We start from the raw sequence: 22,299 nt of genomic DNA on the forward strand, positions 1-22,299 counted from the left end.
GCATTTGGGGTTGAGAGGGGCGAGTGTAAGCCTAATTCATTTCAAAAAAGTGAATTAGGCTATTCTATTATATTTTCTTAAAGGAGTAATTCAACACATTAAATGGATTGCTCTAATATTATTTTAAAAAACAACTTACTTTTTATAGGTAGTATTGCCTTTAAAATTTGAGTTTTTAACATTGTTATCAAATTCAAAAGTAATTTTTTCTCCATCAAATAATAACGCAGCACTAAACTTCTTCCCAGCTTTCGATTTCAAACCTCTAATAACAGCCGTTTTGCCTTTCGTACATAAATCTTTAATATTCTTTTCTGATAATTTTTTCCCTAACATTTGCCCTGGAAACGATTGTTTGCATCCATTTTCATGCTCCGAGCAGCGATAGTACGTTTTTCTTTGAATGATATTTCCTTTTTTACATGCTGGGCAGGGCGCAATGATACTAATTACCTGGTTATCTGAAATGCTTTGATCTAACCCTTGAACTTGTAATTGCTGGGGCACTTCTTGTAATAATTTATCGATGAATTTTGCAATCATATCAATAAAGTGCTTTGGAGAACCTTCCCCATTCCCAATTTTCTTTAAATAAGCTTCCCATTTGGCTGTCATAGCGGGACTGGAAAGAAGATTCCCTTCAATCGATTGGCAAAGAATCTCGCCTTTTGGAGTGACGCTCACAATATTTTGTTTCACAGTAATATAGCCATGCCTTTTAATTGTTTCGATAATGCCACTTCGGGTTGCTTCCGTACCAAGCCCCTCAACTTCTTTTAAAATCTCCATCTCTTCTTCATTCTCAATTGCTTTTCCACATGTTTTCATCATGTTAATTAATTGACCTTCTGTGTATGGCTTGGGAGGGGTGGTCATTCCTTCGACCATTTTAATGACGCCTAGTACCTTTTCATTTTTTGTGAGCGTAGGCAGAGTTTGAGTAACCTCTTTTTTTGCTTCCGTGAAAAGTTCCTTCCACCCTTTATTAATTTCCGTGTTTCCAGTCGTTTCAAATGCAAGTCCATTTACGTCTGTAATGACTTTTGTTTCTTCATATATATAATCGGAATGAAACATGGCAAGCGTTGTTTTTAGTATTTCAAAATAAAGATTGCGCTCTTCAATCGACAATCCTTGCAACTTTCTTTCGGTCGGGATACTTTTCGTTGGAACGATGGCGTAGTGCTCCTGGACCTTAGAATTATCGACATATCGTTTATTTGGACGAGTAGAAGCGATAGGGAATGACACATTGGCGATTCGTTGATAACCTTCCACATTGTTTGCAAGATAGCTAAATTCATTATTCGTAATGAATTGTGTGTCAGTTCTCGGATACGTAACTAGTTTCTTCTCATACAAGCTTTGTGCCACTTTTAACACGTTGGCAGGGCTATATTTCCACTTTTTATTGGCAACCGCTTGCAATGTAGAAAGTGCATGCAATTTTGGCGATTTGGCACGCTTTTCTTTTTTCGTAATCGATTTTACAAAGCCTTCATTTTGCTCTGAAATGTTATGCTGTTGCAACAGTTGAAGGATGTCCTCTTTTTTCTCGCTTTTAATCTTTACTTTGCCTTTATATGTACCGTTTTTTGCCTTGAAATTTCCCTCAATTTCATAGAAGGGAGTCGGAACAAAAACTTCGATTTCCTTTTGCCGTTGGTAAATAAGATAGACGGTTGGAGACTGCACGCGTCCAATCGAAAGACTTTCATTGAATCCCTTTTGCTGTAAGAGTAGGGTATAAAGTCGGCTGCCATTCATCCCAACGAGCCAATCGCTAATTTGTCGAGTTTTCGCTTCATGATAAAGTAACAAGTCCTTTTTATTATCTTGAAGATTATTAAATCCTTTTCGTACTTCATCCACTTCCAATGAATTAATCCATAGTCGCTTAATTGGTTTATTTTTTGCGCCAGTCATCGTGTGAATGGAATAAAAAATATTAGAGCCTTCACGATCGCAATCACAGCCATTAATAATCGTTGAAACAGCAGAATCATTGAACAACTTTTTAATGAAATTGAACTGCACTTTTTTATCATAAGAAACTTTGTGCTCATATTTACTCGGCAAAATCGGTAAGGATGCTAAATTCCAAGATGTCCATTCTTTTCGATATTCTTTCGGCTCCTTCAACTCTACTAAATGCCCAATTCCCCACGTAATAATTGCGCCAGAAGGGAACGTGCTACATGGGTTTAATTCTATATGTGTTTTGTGACGTGCTTTTACTGTAAAAGCATCGGCATAGGCTTTGGCTTGTGATGGTTTTTCGGCTAGGATTACTACTTTTGTCATCGAAGTCACCTCTTTGTGTTTCTGATGGTGAAAATCTAGGTGCATTTTTTAGTTTTTTCTTCCTCATACTCTGAAGAACTTTCAAATGTGTGATGAAATACTTGCGAACTAGCTTTCGTATTTAAATTTTATCATAAAGTTTGAAGGGAATATACTAAGCAGTTTATCGCTAAAAGATCAACAGACAGATTCACATTGAAAGGCTCGTTCCTTGGCTAAATAAGCGACTCGGGAATTACTGCAAAGTTTATTTTATCTGATGCAAATCCATAGACTTTATTGCTAGTGGCTCTCTAAAATATTCAATTGTTGTGTAACTGTTAATTAAGCCTCAATAGCAACCTCTTTAAATTGGTAAGTTTGTTATTTCTATATTTACATAATAATGATTGAAGTGTGATATATTTACAGTTAAATTAAAAGAGTATTGCAGAATAAGTTAATGGAAAGAAGGAGCAGGTCTTATGAGAATAAAATCAATACAAATTAAAAACTTTAAAAAATTAAAAGATGTAACCATTAATTTGAGCGAGGAGCAAAGTATTTTTGTTGGTGCGAATAATAGCGGTAAGACTTCTGCAATGGAGGCCATCTCTAAGTTTTTAAAGCGTAAAAGTCAAATTGGATTTTATGATTTTACAATTTACAATTGGCTAAAAATTAATGCTTCGTTTGAAAAAATACAGAGTTTAAAAATAAAGTTAGAACAATCTACGGATGAGAACGAGTTAGAAGAAATTCAAAGTGAGTACGATGAAGCGGAACAGGATTTAAAGTCACTCCTACCTTCAATGAAAATAGTAATCAGTATCGAAGAACCAGAGTTGCAAAAGGTTATTGAAATCATTCCAAGCATTGAAAAAGAATTAAGTGAGGTCGCAGTCTTTTTCAGATTTGAGCCTGAGGATTATGAAAAACTATTCAAAGAGTATATCGAAGCGAGAAAGCGTATAAATCAAATGAGCAAAATAATTGACGGTCATTCAGAAAAGGCAGAAATAGAGAAAGCAGTTGAAAGGCAGTGGCCAATGAATTTTCAAGATTTTCTCAAAGGGGAAGGTCAGTTGAAAAGTAATTTCAAAATCCAGGCATACTTAGCGAATCCTGCAGAACATGAAGACGAATTTCCATTTGATGAAAGCACGGCGTTAGGAGGAAATCCATTAAAGAATATAGTCAAAGTTGATGAAATTTATGCCCAAAGAGGTTTGTCAGATAAGGATGACGATGAAAATATAAAAAAAATAAAGAAATTATCTAAACAATTTACTAACTACTATAAAAAGTTTGATATGAAGACGGACATTGATCAAGATGTAATAGATTTGATTAATACAAACTTCAAAGCAGAACGAAATATGGAAAATCAGTTAGATAAGACTTTAACTACTTTGGTAAAACCATTGCTTAATTTTGGTTATCCAGGTTTCGGCAGTCCACATATAAAGGTAGCACCTGTAATCGATGTTGTAGAAACAATGGATAATGAAAGTAGCGTGTTATTTAATGTCCATCCAGATAATAAAAGAGACAGTCACTATTACTTGCCTGAAAGAAATAATGGTTTAGGTTTTCAAAACTTGATATCTATGTTCTTTGAGCTGATTTATTTTACAAAGGAGCGGATTGCTGCAGATGGTGACGATGAAGTAAAAGCATTGCATCTCATTCTAATTGAAGAACCAGAGGCACATTTGCATGCTCAAGCACAGAAAGTTTTTATCGAAAAAGCTTTGAGTGTCATCAAAGAAAATCAAGGAGAAAATCTACATACGCAATTAGTAATGAGTACCCATTCATCACATATAGCTGACCATGCTTGTTTCGATGATTTACTATATTTTAAAAGAAGAACAAATGAAGATTTATTACATGAGATAGAAGTTGTGAATTTGGAAAACGTCGAGCTTGATGACGACTTGAACGAGACGAATAAAAGGTTTGTCGAAAGGTATTTACAATTAGCAGCACATGATATATTTTTCGCTGACGGAATAATTATGATTGAAGGTGCGGGAGAGAGAATCCTATTACCAAGAATAATTAAAAAAGATTTCCCTATGTTAGGGAGTAAGTATCTAACTATTATGGAAGTTGGGGGAGCTTATGCTCATAAATTTTTTCCTTTATTAGAGAATTTGGAACGACCGGTATTAGTAATAACGGACATAGATAGCGTAGAGAAAGGATCAAATGGAAGATGGAATAAGACCTATACAAGAAAAAGCCAGAGCTTACGCACATCTAATGCAACATTGAAAAAAGTATTTGATGGCGAGGTAAACACTAAAGAACTGCTAGAGAAGTCGGAAGACGACAAATTAAGGAGCGGTTTTATTAGAATCGTCTATCAAAATATAAACCATGCCACGATACCAGGTGGACGAGCATACTCTAGAACGTTTGAAGATGATTTTGCAATGTCTAATAGAGAGTTCATAAATGCAATAGCGAGTCCAACCGGATTACTCAAGAAATTCAAAGATATTTTGAATAAAAGCCCTAATATGAAAGCCGGTGTTTCTGAAAAGCTATTCATAGAGACGAATAAAGGGAAAACTCAATTTGCTCTAGACGTGATTTATGGGGAATTAGAAAATGACAAGAAATTCAATACACCACAATATATTAGCGAAGGATTGAATTGGCTTCAAGAAATGCTAAATGATGAAAACAAAGGAGGAGAGATAGATGAAGCGTGAGAGTGATCAATTGGTGGACGAAGAATTAAAGTCTTATGTTAATTTAAATGAACCTAAAAGTTTTTTTCTCTTAGCGGGTGCGGGGTCTGGAAAAACAAGATCATTAGTTACTATTTTACAACATATTCACGATGAGCATGGGCAACAATTGCGGTGTGAAGGGAAAAAGATAGGTGTCATTACCTATACGAAAGCTGCAAGCGAAGAAATAAACAGAAGACTAGGTTATACTGACGTATTTCAAGTTTCTACGATTCATAGCTTTGCTTGGAATATAATTCGTTATTTTCAACGAGACATCAAAGACTATTTGATAGATAGCACGCAAAAGGAATTGACAATTTTAATAGAAAAAATTGAAAGTAGAGAGCTTAGAGGTCAAAGGCCTACAGAAACACAGCAAAGAGATAGAGAGAAACTAGAGGCCCAGCTTGTAGAATGGAAGAAAGTAAATAAATTCGATTATTCTCCAGATACAAATAATCGTGCTACTGGTTATTTAGGCCATACGCATGTAATTAGCATCTTCCAAGGGTTTTTAATAAGCAAGTCATTTTTTAGAAAGCTGTTTGTGAGCAAATACCCTATTCTTTTAATAGACGAGTGTCAAGATACTGAAACTAAATTAATGGAAGCATTAATCCAAATGGAAAAGGAACATGTTAATTTTTGTTTAGGGTTGTTTGGAGATATGATGCAGCGTGTCTATAGCTCAGGTAAGGCCGATTTGCAAGATGCAATCGCCCACTGGGAGAACAAACCTATAAAAGAGATGAATTGGCGATCTCAAGAAAGGATTATAAATTTTAACAATCAGCTTCGTAAAAGTGAAGATGGGTTAATACAATATCCCAACAAAGATAAAAGACATGGAGTTTTTATGGTATATATAAGACCTGTCAAGCCAGAAAAAGTGAGAGAAGTTGAATTAGGGATACTAGAAAATTTCAAAGAAAAGATTCAAATAGAAGATAAAAAAGTAAACAGTTTGATTTTAGAACACAAAATGGCAGCCAGAAGAAATGGGTTTCTAAACTTTTATGAAAGTCTTAATGTAGGCCCCACGGTGAATGTTTTACGAGATGCTAGTGGGAAGGAACTAACCTTCATAAGAAAAGTTATTTTTAGATTGCATGAAATTTTTTTGGCAGGTTGTAATAAAGTTTCAATGCTAAAAATGCTTAGAGAAGAAAAAGTTTTAAAAGTCAAGGATTTAAAATGGAGGGAACTGTTAGGGATTGCCGAAGGTTTGAATAAATATCTGCTTTTATTTAATGACATAAATGATAAGCCAATGAAAGACTATATTACTGAATTACACAAATTAGATTTATTTGATGTACCAGAAATATTTTTATTGGAAGATAAGAAAAGTGAAAAATGGGAAAATTGGAATATTGCTTTAAGCTGTACATGCGCAGAGTTCGATAGGTATTTTAGATACAAAGAAAAAGTAGATGGATTCGTTACTCAACAAGGGTCTAAAGGGTTGGAATATAATAATGTAATGGTAATTATTAATGATGACGAGCAGGGTGGAAATCAGATAAGTTATGAAAAGTTATTTGGTGTAGATGGATTGAGTGACACTGACAAAAATAATATTAGACAGAATAAAGACAATGCACTATCAAGAACTAGAAGGTTATTTTATGTCGCAGCTAGCCGAGCAAAAGAAAGTTTGGCTATTGTTATTTATACTAAGGATGTTAATAAGACAAAGGAATTTTTTGTAAATCATGATTTAGCAATAGATGAGGAAATTGACGTTGGAATTTAAATACAAAAATAATGTCTAATGCGAGTTTTAAAAGTAGAGAATTATTTAGTTCGTTTTCTGAATAGATATTTTCGTTAGAAGCTTTTTTATCAACTTTATGCATATTATTTATATCAGAGGTTGAAATATCAGTACCATCTAAGAATCTTCTAATTGCGCTGTCGAAGTAGTCTGTATTTTAGATTTTCTAAATTTGAATATATGGAAATACACATAATTCCGGACGTTTAATCTGTTTATGTACATTTTTTATTTACGTGCAAATCATACTCACTCCAGATATGTTCGAAATGTATGAGTAAGGATAGAATAATTAATTATGTACACTAATTATTATAGTGATATATCAATATCGCAGCCATTTATAATCGTTGAAACAGCAGAATCATTGAACAACTTTTTAATAAAATTGAATTGCACTTTTTTATCATAGGAAACTTTATGTTCATATTGACTTGGTAAAATCGGTAAAGAAGCTAAATTCCAAGATGTCCATTATTTTTGATATTCTTTTGGTTCCTTCAGCTCTACTAAATGTCTGATTCCCCACGTTATGATTGCGCCAGAAGGGAACGTGCTGCACGGATTTAAATCAATATGTGTTTTGTGACGTGCTTTTACGGAAAAAGCGTCTGCATAGGCTTTTGCTTGTGATGGTTTTTCGGCTAGGATTACTGTTTTCATAACAACACCTCTTTTGTTTCGATAATAGAAACTCTTGTTCTGTTATTATCGCATAGATTGGGGCGGTTTTCTAATGGGATTTGTTTAGATGGGAGAGGGATAAATGTGTATTTTTGGAGAGTATCTCAGTGACAAGGACAGACTTAGTAATCCGTTGTCCAAGTCATACTTACAAATGAAACATTTAATTATTATAATTCGTAATCGAAAAATCATACGAATCGAATGTCATTACTCAGTTAGGAAATACAATTACTATGGAAAGAAAATGCATTCGCGACCAGATTACAAAATAAAGCGAGTATCAGTTTCTTAACGCTAAGAAACCGATACTCGCTTTATAATCTTTTTTGCTTGAACAGCTATATATTAACTATTTTATTACATATATTTATCAACAAATCCCCAAACCGTGTTCCAATATAACTCAGGATTAACTTTTAAAGATTCCGAATGTCCCGCTCCTGGAATGACTAACTTTTCTTTTTCGACAGTAGCCGCATTGTATGCTTTGTCTAACATGTCAAAAGGCACAAACGTATCTTGATCGCCGTGAATAAATAGCATAGGTGTTTTACTATTGGCAATTTGATTTAATGTTGGCGATTGAAATATGTCATAGCCAGCACGGAGTTTTGTAATCGTATTAGCCGCATTTAAAATTGGGAAACTTGGTAAACTAAAAATTTCATTTAGTTGATAAGCAAATATATCACTTGTAGATACAAATCCACAATCCTCGACAATAACTTTTACATTATCAGGTAAGTTTTCACCAGATGTATTCATAACCGTTGCTCCTCCCATAGATACACCTAATAGGGCAATTTCAGCATCTGGATTTATTTTGATCACCTCATCTATCCATGAAACGATATCTAACCGATCGTCCCATCCCATACCAATGTAATCTCCCTCACTTTTACCATGACCACGCAGATCTGGAGCGAGAACATTATATCCATTTTCATGGAAGTTACGAATCCATCGCGTGGTAGTTTGGATGTCTCCTGCATAGCCATGAACAATAATTGCCCATTTTGAATTAGGCTCCTCGTTCTGGAATACTTCAGCATGGAGCTTTAAATTTCGTTTATCGCTGGAGGTAATTGATTTTTCTGTAGAAGGATATTGTTTAAGGAAGTTATCATCTGCTAATTTTTCTGCTTCCTCTCTATCCTTATTTACAAGATTACTTGTTTTCAAATTAGGGTCGTCCACTAGAAAATCTTTATTTGTGTTGGCATTGATTGCAAAATTATAAAAATAATTACCTACGAAAAAATAGGTACAAGTGAGTAGAATCGTAATCGTTATTGTAATAATTGATGCCCTTTTCATTACCTTTTTATTCATTGTTTAACCTCCATAAATGATAGTTTCCATTTTCATTATACGACAAATAACGCTATTAGGTTAGGGGCATATATATGTTTGTTCAGGTGATTGTCTCAATAGGTAGGCTCATAATTCATTGGTATCAGTCACTCATTTAATAGGGGAATATTGCTTGCCCCTTATCATCCACATAATAGGATGACTATTTTCATGACAACACCTTTTTCGACAAATAGAAACATTCGTTCTATTGTTATTGCATAGGTTGAGGGAGAATTCTAGTAGAGGTAGATGAAAATTAATCTAAAAAATTAATTATAAAAATATAAAGTAGAAAAGTGCAACGATTACATAGTAGATTACGAATATAAGAGTAATGAAATCGAAAGGAGTAGAAAAGTGTTAACTGACAAGCGTTTAATCCGTTACATAATAAAAAAAGGTTCGAATCAAGCTGCGGATAAATTGATTCGACGTTATTACGATGACCTGTATTTTTATCTTTATCGTCAAGTGGGAAATGGCAATGACGCGCTTGATTTAACACAGGAAGTTTTTATCGCTGCTCTAAATGGACTCGGCTCTTATGATGATCGCAAATCTTCATTCCGGACGTGGCTCTTCCGTATTGGCACTTATAAAGTCATTGATGCACGACGCAAGGTGAAGATGACTTGGTTAGAATTGCAAGATGAAGAGTCAATAGAAGAAAAGGATCTTGATGAACGTTTGTATCAGAAGGAATTATTGGTGACGATCAATCAATATGTTGGAAGTTTTCGTCCCGAAATACAGGAAATCTTCCGGTTACGAGTCTATGGGGAACTATCATTTCCAGAGATTGCTTCATTGCTTGCTCAAAAAGAAGAGCGAATCAAAGCCCAGTACTATCGATTGATTAAAAAAATTCGAGAGGAGTTTCGTGAACATGAATAAAGAGAGAGAAAATAGCCCCTTTACACAGGATGAAAAAGAAAATAGCATTGCGTTTATTTTAAAAGAAGTCAATCTTCAACCCGTAACGTTTAGAAATTTTCTTCAATCTTATTTTCAGGAAGTTGGTTTCCGTTATTTGTTTTGGGGAATGGGCGATATTTTATTTATTGTTGGTCTTTTATTAATAGGTGTAGGGATGTTGTATATTCCGGAATTGAATCATTTATTTGAGAATGGGCATATTGATGGAATTTATTTTACTGTTTTTATGGTATCACCTCTTTGCTATGCATTTTTGTATTTTCTCGGAATTTGGAAAGAGAGACAGTTGGGGATTTTCGAACTAAAAATGACGCTACGAGTTTCTTTAAAGGAATTACTCATTTTACGTATGTTGGCATTTAGCTGTATTTCCTTGATTGTGTCTGTAGGGAGTAATGTTTTTATTTGGCAACTGCTTGGTCAAGAACTTTCATTGATGAAATTATTTAGTCTGTCATTTTCTTCTTTGTTTTTATTTGCAAATATTCAACTCCTTTTAGAACATAAAATACCGATGCGTTGCAGTCACTGGGTAACGCCAATGATATGGGGTGCTGTAGGTGTTCTATTAGTTTGGCAACAAGAAAGGATTGCTCAGCTTCTGTTGTATTTACCGCTGTCGATTGTCACAGTAATCGTTTTTGGTTTACTACTTTTATTTGTTTACTTATTGCGTCACAACTATTTTATGAAAAAGGAAGGAACGATTACTTATGTTAACGCTTAATCACGTCAGTAAGGAATTCCAATCCAATCCTATTTTGGAGGATATTACTTTAACATTTGAAAATGGTGTTTACGGATTACTGTCTCCAAATGGTGCAGGGAAAACGACATTATTAAAAATGATTACGACACTTTTATTCCCAACTTCAGGTGAAATATTATGGAATGGGCAAGCGATTAAAGAGCTTGGCGCGGATTATCGTGGCATATTAGGTTACTTGCCGCAGGATTTTGGTTATTACGGCAATTACTCGCCAAAAAAGTTTTTATTATATATTGCAGCATTACAAAAAATGAATAAGGAAGAGGCGAAAGAAAAGATTGATGAGCTTTTAGATCTTGTAGCACTTTCTGATGTGAAAAACACGAAAATGAAACGTTTTTCTGGGGGGATGATCCAACGTGTAGGAATTGCTCAAGCGATGTTAAATAATCCTAAATTACTCATTTTGGATGAACCAACAGCGGGTTTAGATCCAAAAGAACGCGTTCGTTTTCGTAATTTGATTCATCGCCTCGCACAAGACAGGATAGTCATCTTATCTACTCATATTGTTTCGGATGTTGAGACGATTGCCAAACAAATCATTATGATAAAAAATCATCGCTTATATTGTTGCGAAACGCCCTCTCAAATTACTCGGTCGGTACAAGGTAAAATTTTTGAAGTTCCTGCTACTTACCCAATAACTTCCGAGCAATTGCTATTAAGTGAGAGGGAAAGTGATGAAGGGCATTTGCTGAGAATCGCAAGTCCATTTGTCCCACAGGAAGGGATGGAAGTAAGTCCGAGTTTAGAAGATGCGTTTCTGTACATTTATCGAGATGAGGTGGCTACAGATGCTTCTGCGAATTATCCCCTTCGAAATTCGTAAACTATTTGAACAGCCAATGATTTACTTGTTTTTTGTCGCAAGTTTATTGTTAAACATCATCTATATTGCGACAGCGGGATTGGATCAATCTTATTTACATTATATTCAGGAAACAGAAGAGAAAACAGGGACTTTCATGACAGCTGAATTCCATGAAAAGCTATCCAGTGAATCTACTAGTAGGGAACAACAACGATTATTAACAGAAACTGCTGAACAGATGAATATTTTTCAGCATTATTCAACAGAAACATTAGGGCAACAGATGATTGATTTTTTTCAAATTCAAGGTTCGGTTGCCGAGAAAATGAAAGGAAAATATGAAAGGTTGACACCTGTTGTCTATGAATTGGCAGAAGAGCAAGCCGCATTAGAAGTGGGTGCGGCGGGAGAAACCATGAGTTACTTTACCTTTATAAGAAATCGATTATTTCGAGTCATTTTAGGCGAAAGTTTAATCTTTGCGCTATTGCTTGGTTTGTATGGCAGTACCTCTGAGCGCTTAACGAAAACAGATGTATTAGTCATGACTTCAAAAACAGGACGCAAAACACAAGTGAGTAAATATGTCGCAAGTGTAATACTCACAATTCTTTTTTATGTAACGATGGTTCTGTTGATTTTTGGTGTTTTTAACCACATGTATCCGCTTGGGGCACTATGGCAAACAAGTATGTCGACGCAATTTCACATAAATGTTTATTTCCCACAATTGCTGGAAATTCCATTTATACTTTGGCAACCAATGACCTTGTTAAATTATACGATTCTATCCATTGTATTGGGTGGTTTATTAGTCATCCTCTGTCACGGATTTAGTTTTCTGATAGGTTTATGGACGGACCATCTATTTCGAGGATTTGTCGTATTTGTTGTCATGTATGTTGTCCTACTGGGACTGGAACAAATCGTTAATCAATTTGGTTGGTGGAATATGCATGCGCTATTAATGTGGCATCCTATTTCACTGTGGAAAATTCAATGCTATTGGTTTACGGAAATGGGACCGTATGCAACAATTCCATGGCAAGAATCCATTGCAATGGTCGTAAACTTCCTTCTCTTAGGCGTTTGCGGACTGTTCACAAGTAAATTCTATTTAACAAAGGAGGTAAAATAAAGTGTTTATTGCTGAGTTAAAAAAATTATTTCAACCGATTTTACTTCTTGTAGCACTCTTAATAACGATTGTATTTTATAATCAAGATTTGAATTTTATCCATAAATTTTGGCCGAATGGCGGTATGATTCCTATTTATGATTATGCTTCTGATTGGCAAAATCGATTTGGACAGACGCTTGAAGATGGAGAAATCGCGGAAATCGAAGCGGAATATATTACTTTGGTCAAACAAGCGGATAAGATTATCTCGGAAAATGCTATAGCACAACAACTTCAACTTGGAAATTATGCTGAGTTTAAATTCTGGTATGAAGAAAATATTCCAAATGTAGCGCGGAGTGACTTGAATGGGGATGAGAAAGAAGCTGTTAATCAAAAAGAAGCGATTCAGCAAGATTTAATAGATGATGCAGGTCATTCAATGGTGAGTAAAATTTACGTGTTAGATAGTTTACAGAGTTCTATGAAGCAATTTGATTCATCAGATCTGTTTCTCAATAATGGGCATTATACGGAAAAAGAAAGAGAGAAACTTTCAGAAAATTTATTTAAGGAAGAAGGTTGGCGTAATGTTTTACCGAGTTATTTAACTTCGACATTTGCTGCTTATTTTGAAAGTATTCTTGTCCTACTCATTTTTCTATTATCTTTATTGATCCCTTCTGTTTTTGTCAAAGACCGATTGCTAGGGGTGCAAAAGAATCAATGGAGTAGCCATCATGGACGAAATATTCTTTGGACTCAATTGCTGAGTGGTATGACAGCGAGTTTTCTATTAATCACTTGTGTCGTAGGATTTTTCGGAAGCCTGTTATATCTCACTGATTTTACACAATATTTCTCGAATGGGCTGAATTCATTTTTTGTCGATAACGAAGAACCTTTACTATTTTCTTTTTATCCATGGACATTCGATCAGTGGCTAGTGAAAGTTGTATTGTTAGTTTATTTGATCGGGATGGCATATAGCGGAATTCTCTTATACCTCTCCCAAACGAGTCAACATTATTTGTCATTACTCATGAAAGTCATTCCAGTTGCCTTTATTTTTATCGCCATTGCGAATCGAGTGCTGAAAGAAGCGTTTTATTTAAAGAATGCACTGTATCAATGGACACGGATTCCAATGGTTGAATTATATGCGGGAATTCTTTTGTTGGTAATTAGTTTCAGCTTACCGATTATTTATTGTATTCGTCAGCAAAATAAAGATTTATTGAGTTGATTTCGGTCCTATGGAAAGTTTTTTTATAGCAATTAAAGGAATAAATAGGACAAAAAATAATACGTATTCTCTAGAATCGGTATTGCAGTTGTATGAAGGTTACGGATATTCAGAAGTGAAATAAGCAAATAGAGATAAAGCTAGTACTCGTTTCTTAACGCTAAGAAACCGATACTAGCTTTTCTTTCTATCGAATCTTCCCTACATAATTATTGTCTTTTACTTAAATATTCCTCTTGGAAAATACACATTCTTATAATGTCACGATATTGCCCTTCAACGAAAAATTCATTTTTAAACTCTGCCTCGACTTGAAAACCGGCTTTTTTGTATACGTGAATGGCTACATCATTACTTTTATCGACAATTAAGTAAAGTTTATGCATGTTTAAAACTAGGAAGGCATAATCCATAGCTAAACTTGTTGCGATTTTTGCGTAGCCTTGTCCTTGAAACCTTGGATCAATAATAATTTGAAATTCAGTTCTACGATGAATATAGTCGATTTCAATTAACTCGACTAATCCGAGCATCTCCCCGTTCTTTTCCACAATGAATCGGCGTTCTCCTTGTGCATGAATATGCTTATCGTATAAATCTTGCAATTCAACAAATGCTTCGTATGGCTCTTCAAACCAATAGGACATAACAAGTGCATTATTGTTGAGTGAATGGACAAATCTTAAATCTTCTCTTTCTAAAGGGCGTAATTGAACTTTTCCGGTCATATTTTATACCTCCGCAATTTCCTAAGCTGTATGAACGTTTACTATCTAATTTAAAGATAACATAGAATATAGTGGGAGTCCCAATTCTACTCTTCGCCACTGAAAAAAGTATTGAAATCATCCGTAGACAAATCAAGATAAAAAAACGTAAATGCGCATAACACATTTACGTTTTTTGTATAAGTTTATTTTTAGCTTTCGGATAGCCAATAACAATGGCAATAACACCGCATACACCTACCAAAATCGGGTAATACGAATATTGCATAATTAAAATTGGAGAAATGCCAGCGACACTAGCAGCGGCTAAATATTGTGCACCGTATGGAATCATCCCTTGAACGACACATGAAAAAATGTCGAGGATGCTTGCTGACTTACGTGGCTCAATTTCGTATTGATCGGCAATTCTTTTAGCTAATGGTCCAGCAACCATAATCGCAATCGTATTATTAGCAGTTGAAAGATCGGTTAAACTAACTAAGCCGGCCATAGCAAACTCGGCATCCTTTTGTGACTTAATTTTTCGTGTTGCGATATGCACGATAAAATCAATGCCGCCATTGTGCTTAATGATCTCGACCATACCCGCAATTAACATCGCTAAAAATGCCATTTCGTACATATTGCTCATCCCGTCACCAATTGCGCCAATAAAGCTCATCACATTATAACTACCATCAATAAAGCCAATAAGTCCAGCGAGAGCGATTCCACTTGCTAATACAGTGAACACATTCATACCGATTAAGGCGAAAATAATGACGAATAAATAAGGAATCATTTTGTACCAATCAAAGCTAGCATGTGTTACCTCGGCTGTGGAATTCAGCGTTAAAAAGGCTAGAAGTACACATGTGGCAATGGCTGCGGGTAACACAATGAAAAAGTTCACTTTAAATTTGTCCTTCATTTCCGCGCCTTGTGAGCGTACAGATGCAATCGTTGTATCCGAAATAAAGGATAAATTATCACCAAACATAGCACCACCAATAACGGTAGCCATTAAAAGTGGTATGGAAAGGCCTGTTTGCTCGCCAATTCCTAAACCAATTGGAGCGAGGGCAACAATCGTTCCAACTGATGTACCCATTGCTAATGATATAAAGCAGGCAATAACGAATAAGCCAATGACTAATAAGTTTTGTGGCAAAATAGAAAGGGCAAAGTTTACGGTTGCTTCAATCGCGCCCATTCCTTTTGCAGTTTCTGAAAATGCGCCGGCAAGTAAGAAAATGAGGACCATTAACATGATGTTCGAATTTCCAGCACCGGTCGTAAAGATTTCGATTTTTTTCGTAATTGTTTCTTTGCGGTTCATGAAAAGGGCAACCGCACTTGCAATTGAAATAGCCACCATTACGGGAAATGCATAAAAATCGTTTAACACAATTCCTGAACCGATGAACAAAATTAAAAATACTATAAATGGCATTAATGCCCATGGATTTCCTTTTTGCATTGCGTCCTCCTTTAAGTAGTGCGAAATAATTCAAATACGCCCCGACGTATTTGCGTCCAGAATTTTTCGAGCTAGCTAAGGATGTTAGCCTAAGGTCGTCGCGTCCATGCGACAACGGCTAACTGACCTGCATCACGCAGGCCTCCTAAAAATTCTGTGACATCCGCCGGGGGCTAGGGTCAACACGATGTTGATCACAAAGGCGTTGTCACAGGACGTGACGGGTTTAGCCTTTGTTCCCCAATTCAGTGGGGGTTAACCGCCCACCGAATCAAGTTATACAAATAAAGGCCTCTTCTAAAACAATAAGAAGAGGCACTACATATGCGAGAGTGCATTTTATTTATCGAGAAAGTTTTGTTAGGTAAGTCATGAAAAACCTTCTTCAATTAGAAGGAAGTCCATTATATGAAATAACCCTTACAATATAAGAAAATTCGCTTTAAGTCAATTTGTTTGTTATTTCTAAATAATATAAAAATACCACCGTTTTTATTGCGATGCACGTTATAGATGAAAAAAGAGCAATTAACCAAACGGGATCAATTCGCAGAAAATTGGCACTATACAAACGGTCAGATTTTGATTATCGTTAAACTATTACATACGAGGAGTGAGTAAAGTGCAAGCAATTCAAATTCGTAATTTTGGAACGTCTGAAAATTTACAAGTGGCACACGTAGTATTACCTGAAATTTCATCAACACAAGTGAAGGTAAACGTCTATGCGGCTGGCGTTAACCCAAGTGATGTGTATACATCGACAGGAACGTATGCAATCAAACCAGCGCTCCCTTACACACCAGGCTTAGATGGTGCGGGAATTGTGGAACAGGTCGGAGCGGATGTGAGCCATGTAAAAGTGGGGGACCGCGTATTTATCGCAAGCTTGCCAAATGGGACAACTTCAGGGACATTCGCAGAGGAAATCGTCTGTGATGCAACATTCGTATATCCATTGCCTGAGCATATTCATTTTGAACAAGGCGCGGCACTTGGAATTCCTGCATTAACGGCTTACCGGGCAATCGTACAAAAAGCAAAACTTGTAGCAGGTCAAACGATTTTTATTCATGGAGCAAGCGGTGCGGTTGGATTACAAGCCATTCAAATTGCAAAGGCAATCGGCGCAACGGTTATTGGCACGGCAAGTCGTGATGAAGGAAAGGCACTTGTAAAAGAAGCTGGAGCAGATTTTGTATTTGATCATTTGACGGAAGAAAATATAAGTGAAGTGCTCGCGGTTACAAATGGCAAGGGACCGGATGTAGTAATTGAGTTTTTAGCAAATGTTAATTTACAAACAGACTTACAACTTATCGCCAAATATGGGGTCATTGTTATTGTAGGGAATCGTGGAGAAGTAACAATAAACCCGCGCCTCATCATGCAAAAAGAATGCGATGTGCGCGGGATGGTACTGTTTAATGTAACGAGCGAGGAGCATCAAGCATTAATTGAAGGCGTTGCGACGTTACTACAGTCAAAGCAGCTTCAGCCAGTTGTGGGCTATACGTATTCATTAGAGCAAGCTGGCATGGCATTTGATGCAGTAATCGAAGGGAAGCATAACGGGAAAGTAGTCGTGCAAACGCGAACAAAATAGTTTTTTACGCACCCTTAAAGGATAGAAATGAATCTATTCTTTAGGGGTTTTTATTCTAATTTAATTAGTTCTGTAAATTCTTTGTTCTCCGCTCCAAAGAAGGACCACATAACGTAAGAAGTGCAGCACAAAGCACCATCATACCGCCAATCCAAGGTGTATGAACTAATCCAATAGAATTTACAATCAGGCCACCAACCGTTGCACCTAATGCAATACCGACATTAAATGCGGCAATATTTAAAGCGGATGCAACATTTACTGCGGAAGGCACATATTTCTCAGCTAATTGCACGACATAAACTTGCAAGCCAGGCACATTCATAAATGCGAATAAACCTAAGAAGAATAGGGTGATGATAGCTGTAAATTTAAATGGTGCTGTGAATGTTAAGATGACCAGAATTATTGCTTGAATGACGAACATCCAAAACAATGCTTTTAACGGATTTTTATTCGCAGCTTTCCCACCAATTATATTTCCAATAGCTACTGCAACACCATAAATAACTAAGATGATACTAATCGTACTTGGTGCAAAATGTGTAATATCCTCTAAAATAGGAGCTAAGTAGGTGAACGCTACAAAAGTCCCGCCATAACCTAAGGCTGTAATCGCAAATGCTAAAAGTAATGGACCGTTCGTCAAAATTTTAAAGTTATCACTAAATATTGCAGGTGGTCCTTGCTTCAAGTTTCTTGGAAGTAAAATCGCACTCGCAATTATGGCGATGACACCTAAAATTGCGACAGCCCAGAATGTTGATCTCCATCCAAAGGCTTGTCCGATGAATGTACCAAGGGGCACGCCGGTTACTGTAGCAACGGTTAAACCTGTGAACATAAATGCGATGGCACTTGCCCGTTTGTGTTCAGGAACTAAATCTGCTGCAATCGTCGCACCGATTGAGAAGAATACCCCGTGAGAAAATGCTGTAATAAATCTTGCCACGAGCAATAGTTCAAAACTTGTTGATAAAGCAGCAACCGAATTACCAACAATAAAAACAATCATCAATAGCATCAATAAAGTTTTTCTGTTCATCTTATTTGTTAACGCTGTAAGAATCGGTGCGCCAATCGCAACACCCATCGCATAACCTGATATTAATAAACCAGCCAAAGTAATTGAAATATTCAAATCTCCGGCTAATGAAGAAAGTAATCCTACGGGCACGAACTCTGTTGTACCGATTCCGAATGCACTAATAGCTAAAGCGATTAATGCAAAAGTGTTACCCTTTTTTTCTGTAGTATTTATAGAAGTGGAACTCATAAAAATCCTCCTTGTTTTTTAATGGACATAGCAGGGCGAAACAGATAGTTTATAGACTTTCTCTCTATTTGTTCTCTGCCTACTTACGTTATTATGAGACCAACAGATCAATCTGGGAAGTACGCACTTTAAAGTAATGTAGGCACCTGAAAGTACCTATCACAAATAGAGGGAGGATGTAGATGGACTTTGAAGAAGTTTTGAATGACAAACAAGCGTAAGGAAATTTTATCATTTCCTTACGCTTTAATTTTATAAAAAATCCATTAAAGACGTTGCGATTGAGAAATAAATGAGTAAGCCGACAATATCATTGATTGTTGTTATAAACGGGCCAGATGCAATTGCTGGGTCGAGCTTTAGTTTATTAATGAGCAATGGAATGGTAGATCCGATGACTGCTGAAACACCGAACGTACATAGAATAGAAAAACCAACAATTAATGCTAACATTAAATTTCCATAAAGAACGGTTATCATAATGGAAATCAGGATCATACAAGTGAGGCCAATCATGAATCCAGTGCTAAATTCACGTCTAATCATTTTCCAAAAATTACTTCTTTCAATGTGCCCGAGTGCTAGTCCACGAACGGCAATCGCTAATGATTGGGTGCCGATGTTTCCAGCAGATCCCATAATCATTGGAATAAAAACAGCAAGCATTACGACAGCTTCAAGGGTTTCCTCGAACTGCCCAATGACACTCCCTGTAATTAATCCTAAGAACATCAGTATAATAATCCACGGAGCACGTTTTTTTGCTGCTGTAAATGCACTTAAATCAATATTTGTTGCACCTTTGGCAGATGAAATCTCTCCAAAATCTTTTGTAGCTTCAGCTTCAAGTATATCCATTACGTCATCAAACGTAACAATACCGAGTAGACGGTTTTGTCTTGAGACAACGGGAGCGGCTAAGAAGTCATATTTTTTAATTAGCTTACCAACATCTTCTTGGTCCATATCATCTGGAACCGAAACAATTCTTGTAGTCATAATATTTTCAATGACTTCATCTGGTTGAGCAATAATCAAATCGCGTAGAGAGACTACCCCTATTAATGTCCCAACTGCATCAATAACATATAGATAATAAATAATCTTTGCATTTGGAGCTTCATTCCTAAGCTGCTCTAAGACATCACTAACGAGATTAGTAGGTGAGAGGCTTACTAATTCTTTCGTCATAATGGCTCCTGCTGTTTCCTTTGTGTAAGAGAGAAGGCTCTTTACTTTTTCAGCTTTACCTTTATCCATGTTAAGCAATATGTCTTGTGCTCTAGTATTATTAATTTCTGTTAAAAAATTAACGACATCATCTGTGAATAGGTGATTAAACATAGTAGAAGAGTAGCTTTCATCTAATTCTAGGAAAAATAACTTTTGATCACTTAGCTTTAATAGACCAAAGATTACTGCAAACTCATTTGGGAGAAGATAAGAATAGCCCCGGCTGCGTGCGTCTTTGTCTAAGGTTATAAAGATATCTAACTGATCCGACGGGTGGAGTTCTAAAAATGTATTCCGAAATTGCTCTTTTTCACCTGCATGTAAAGCATCTAAAATCAATTTTGTATATTGCTCACGTGCTTTTTTCTTTAATTTAGCGATGATAATTCCTCCTATTATGTAGGAGTCAGTCGAATTCATTATGTGTGAATGGTGAAAATGGACTCCTAGCATTATTCGTATTTTCTTTAAATCGTAAACATAATGATTCTGAATCAGGCTCAGGGTTGTTATCCATAGTCATCTCACATCCTTTTTTTATATCATACTTGACTGAATGCAGTTCAGTCAAATATGATTGAATCAGATTCAGTCGTAGTGAATAATACAGTTAGGGGATAACATATGAAGAGAATATCGAAAGAACCTGATATAAGACGCCAGGAATTAATGGATATCGGTTTTGAACTTTATATGAAAAAAGGTATGCGAGGATTTAGCATAAAGGATGTTGTTAATCGTGCAGATGTAGCAACAGGGTTATTTTATTATTATTTTAAATCTAAAGAAGAGTTTGTTGATGAGATTCTGAATAATTTCATTTTAAAGACTATGGAAGAAATCGGACAAATACTTACTTCAAATGAACGGTCTATTATGCGAAAGATGAACGATGCGCTCGAGGTGTTTTGGATATTTGCAGAAAAATTAGTAGCTTATAAAGATGTGAGTTCGTTTCGAACGGAACAACATTTCCAGCTTGAGCAGAAAGTATTCTTGCAAATCCAACCACAAATCCAAGAGGTAATTGACGAAGGGGTAAGAATGGGGATTTTCCAAACGGATAACTCAATATTAGCCTCTGAATTTATTTTACACGGTGTTAGCGGTGTGGCCCACTCAGAGAAGTTAGAGCTGAATCTTGATACGAAAAAAGGGTTGGTTAATTTGGTCTTAACCATATTAGGATACGATAGAAAAGAAGGAATTTAAGTGAGTTTTCGTACTGGCTCCAATGGATAAAGGACCAGAAAGATATTAACGATAGTGTCTTCTTGAAATAAACTTTTAGTCAACGAAAACTGAGGTGGATTTTTATGTTTGCAATACTTCTAGGGATAAGTATCGGCGCCATTCTTGCTGTGCAAACAGCTATTAATGCCCAATTAAGAAGATTCGTGATTTCGCCTTTTTTAGCTTCAATGATTTCATTCACTGTAGGGCTAATTTTCTTAACGGTTACATTAGTCATGAGTGGGTCGCCATTATGGATTCCATTAGACTTATTTTTGAGTCAACCTTTCTTTATATGGCTAGGAGGGATTGGTGGGGCAATTGCGATAACAATCAACATCCTTTTGTTTCCTAAATTAGGAAGTGTGCAAACAGCGATCATGCCGATTTTGGGCATGACTTTGATGAGTATGTTAATCGATCATTACGGTTGGTTTAACTCCATGCAATACTCATTCGAATGGAACAGAATTCTAGGGATAGCACTAGTTTTGTTAGGTGTTTTTTTAGCCATAGCGATAAAAGAGACGAAAAATGAACAGTCTCCTACTAAAACGAATAAGGAAAATATGTTAAAACAATGGATTTGGCGTGTAGTAGGCGTAACGGCAGGAATGTTAATGGCTATACAAATTGCTATCAACGGTCAATTAGCAAAAGTTCTTCATTCTTCTTCACACGCAGCCCTTGTTTCGTTCTTTGTAGGTGCGACTACTTTAATTGTGATTGTGGGGGTAATGGATCGTTCTTACACGAATATTACAGAGCCATTTAAGCAATCAGCTCCTTGGTGGATATGGATTGGCGGCATATTAGGCGGGGCTTATGTTCTAATCAATGTGTTTCTCGTTAATCAAATCGGAACTGGACAAACTGTAATCCTTGCTTTATTTGGCCAAATTACTGGTAGCCTGATGGTAGAGAAATTCGGATTGTTTCATTCTTTAAAAAATCAAATTAAACGAATACAAGTATTTGGTTTAATCGTTATGATAGCAGGTGTCTTTTTAATCAAGATATTTTAAA

At 36.0% G+C, this 22,299-nt stretch carries 17 protein-coding genes; 10 read left to right on the top strand and 7 right to left on the bottom strand.

Translation table 11 applies throughout. The annotated features are described in order from the left end of the window. Positions 1 to 135: 135 nt before the first annotated feature. Positions 136 to 2,304 (bottom strand): type IA DNA topoisomerase, encoded by a 2,169-nt coding sequence (topB, locus tag MHI10_RS07210; RefSeq protein ID WP_340784269.1) that lies wholly within the window; start codon positions 2,302 to 2,304, stop codon positions 136 to 138. Positions 2,305 to 2,768: 464 nt separating this feature from the next. On the opposite strand from topB, the gene MHI10_RS07215 reads away from it, so the two are divergent. Beyond that, positions 2,769 to 5,006, top strand: coding sequence for an ATP-dependent endonuclease (locus MHI10_RS07215; RefSeq protein ID WP_340784270.1), 2,238 nt, complete (start codon positions 2,769 to 2,771; stop codon positions 5,004 to 5,006). Further along, the gene (locus MHI10_RS07220; RefSeq protein ID WP_340784271.1) at positions 4,996 to 6,786 is read left to right on the top strand and encodes a UvrD-helicase domain-containing protein; all 1,791 of its coding nucleotides are present in this window, start codon (positions 4,996 to 4,998) and stop codon (positions 6,784 to 6,786) included. Before MHI10_RS07215 ends, MHI10_RS07220 begins: the two co-directional genes overlap by 11 nt. Positions 6,787 to 7,281: 495 nt before the next feature. On the opposite strand, the gene MHI10_RS07225 is transcribed toward MHI10_RS07220, so the two are convergent. Both MHI10_RS07225 and MHI10_RS07230 read right to left on the bottom strand, forming a co-directional pair. Continuing rightward, positions 7,282 to 7,470 (bottom strand): hypothetical protein, encoded by a 189-nt coding sequence (locus tag MHI10_RS07225; protein ID WP_340784273.1) that lies wholly within the window; start codon positions 7,468 to 7,470, stop codon positions 7,282 to 7,284. 381 nt (positions 7,471 to 7,851) lie between these two features. Next, complete coding sequence (locus MHI10_RS07230) at positions 7,852 to 8,811, bottom strand: alpha/beta hydrolase (RefSeq protein ID WP_340789168.1); 960 nt, start codon at positions 8,809 to 8,811, stop codon at positions 7,852 to 7,854. A gap of 396 nt (positions 8,812 to 9,207) precedes the next feature. On the opposite strand from MHI10_RS07230, the gene MHI10_RS07235 reads away from it, so the two are divergent. The 5 genes from MHI10_RS07235 to MHI10_RS07255 are packed head-to-tail and all read left to right on the top strand — an operon-like array spanning position 9,208 to position 13,735. Continuing rightward, complete coding sequence (locus MHI10_RS07235; protein WP_340784274.1) at positions 9,208 to 9,744, top strand: RNA polymerase sigma factor; 537 nt, start codon at positions 9,208 to 9,210, stop codon at positions 9,742 to 9,744. Then, positions 9,737 to 10,513 carry a hypothetical protein gene (locus MHI10_RS07240; protein WP_340784275.1) on the top strand — a complete coding sequence of 259 codons (777 nt, stop codon included), beginning with the start codon at positions 9,737 to 9,739 and terminating at the stop codon, positions 10,511 to 10,513. The genes MHI10_RS07235 and MHI10_RS07240 overlap by 8 nt, the downstream gene beginning before the upstream one ends. Beyond that, complete coding sequence (locus MHI10_RS07245; RefSeq protein WP_340784278.1) at positions 10,500 to 11,387, top strand: ABC transporter ATP-binding protein; 888 nt, start codon at positions 10,500 to 10,502, stop codon at positions 11,385 to 11,387. Before MHI10_RS07240 ends, MHI10_RS07245 begins: the two co-directional genes overlap by 14 nt. Beyond that, entirely contained in the window at positions 11,353 to 12,507 is a 1,155-nt protein-coding gene (locus tag MHI10_RS07250; protein WP_340784281.1) for a hypothetical protein, read from the top strand. Before MHI10_RS07245 ends, MHI10_RS07250 begins: the two co-directional genes overlap by 35 nt. 1 nt (position 12,508) lies before the next feature. Beyond that, entirely contained in the window at positions 12,509 to 13,735 is a 1,227-nt protein-coding gene (locus MHI10_RS07255; protein WP_340784284.1) for a hypothetical protein, read from the top strand. A 209-nt stretch (positions 13,736 to 13,944) separates the two neighbouring features. Here MHI10_RS07255 and speG read toward each other — a convergent pair whose 3' ends face one another. Further along, complete coding sequence (gene speG / locus MHI10_RS07260) at positions 13,945 to 14,463, bottom strand: spermidine N1-acetyltransferase (RefSeq protein ID WP_340784286.1); 519 nt, start codon at positions 14,461 to 14,463, stop codon at positions 13,945 to 13,947. A 166-nt stretch (positions 14,464 to 14,629) separates the two neighbouring features. Beyond that, positions 14,630 to 15,925: a Na+/H+ antiporter NhaC family protein gene (locus MHI10_RS07265; RefSeq protein ID WP_340784287.1), complete on the bottom strand. Its 1,296-nt coding sequence runs from the start codon at positions 15,923 to 15,925 to the stop codon at positions 14,630 to 14,632. 622 nt (positions 15,926 to 16,547) lie between these two features. Here MHI10_RS07265 and MHI10_RS07270 point away from each other — a divergent pair. Next, a complete protein-coding gene (locus MHI10_RS07270) occupies positions 16,548 to 17,531 on the top strand; it encodes an NADPH:quinone reductase (protein WP_340784288.1) in 984 nt (327 codons plus the stop codon). A 64-nt stretch (positions 17,532 to 17,595) separates the two neighbouring features. Here the strand turns inward: MHI10_RS07270 and MHI10_RS07275 are convergent, their stop codons facing one another. Together MHI10_RS07275 and mgtE are read right to left on the bottom strand one after the other, a co-directional pair. After that, a complete protein-coding gene (locus tag MHI10_RS07275; RefSeq protein ID WP_340784291.1) occupies positions 17,596 to 18,807 on the bottom strand; it encodes an MFS transporter in 1,212 nt (403 codons plus the stop codon). Between the two features lie 252 nt (positions 18,808 to 19,059). Next, complete coding sequence (gene mgtE / locus MHI10_RS07280; RefSeq protein ID WP_340784293.1) at positions 19,060 to 20,493, bottom strand: magnesium transporter; 1,434 nt, start codon at positions 20,491 to 20,493, stop codon at positions 19,060 to 19,062. Positions 20,494 to 20,664: 171 nt separating this feature from the next. Between mgtE and MHI10_RS07285 the strand changes: the two genes are divergently transcribed. Then, positions 20,665 to 21,252: a TetR/AcrR family transcriptional regulator gene (locus tag MHI10_RS07285; RefSeq protein WP_340784294.1), complete on the top strand. Its 588-nt coding sequence runs from the start codon at positions 20,665 to 20,667 to the stop codon at positions 21,250 to 21,252. A 104-nt stretch (positions 21,253 to 21,356) separates the two neighbouring features. Next, the gene (locus MHI10_RS07290) at positions 21,357 to 22,298 is read left to right on the top strand and encodes a DMT family transporter (protein WP_340784297.1); all 942 of its coding nucleotides are present in this window, start codon (positions 21,357 to 21,359) and stop codon (positions 22,296 to 22,298) included. Position 22,299: the final 1 nt, after the last annotated feature.

Origin of the sequence: Solibacillus sp. FSL K6-1523 (genome assembly GCF_038005225.1) — a bacterium.
In the GTDB taxonomy this organism is placed as follows: domain Bacteria; phylum Bacillota; class Bacilli; order Bacillales_A; family Planococcaceae; genus Solibacillus.